The 385-nt window shown below is 72.5% G+C and carries 1 pseudogene; it reads left to right on the top strand.

From position 1 onward, the window contains the following. Positions 1–385: pseudogene (locus tag RBJ65_RS42040) on the top strand (hypothetical protein); the annotation flags it as partial.

The following is a 385-nucleotide window of genomic DNA, read 5'->3' on the forward strand; positions in this document are numbered from 1 at the left end:
GCAGACCGTGCAGCTCTTCGTGAACGGAAAACCCCAGACCGCGGCCGAATTCACCACCCCCTGGCGCGCCACAGGCGGCCTCCAGATCGGCCGGCTCTACTACAAGGGCGAATACACCGAGTACGCCGGCGCCCTGATCGACGAGGTCCGCACCGTCCAGACCGCGGCCACCGCGACCGAGGCGGCCGCCCTGCACACCGGCCAACTCCCCGCCACACTCCAGGAACTGGCCTCATTCCGCCTCGACGAGGGCGCCGGCGCCACCCGCGTCAGCGGCGGCCCCGGAGCAGGCCCGGTCGCCACCATCGCCGGCGGCGGCGCACAACTGGGCACCACCGGCAAGATCGGCACGGCACTCGGCCTCAACGGCACCTCCGCCTACGCC

The organism is Streptomyces sp. KL109B (genome assembly GCF_030766935.1).
Taxonomy (GTDB): domain Bacteria; phylum Actinomycetota; class Actinomycetes; order Streptomycetales; family Streptomycetaceae; genus Streptomyces.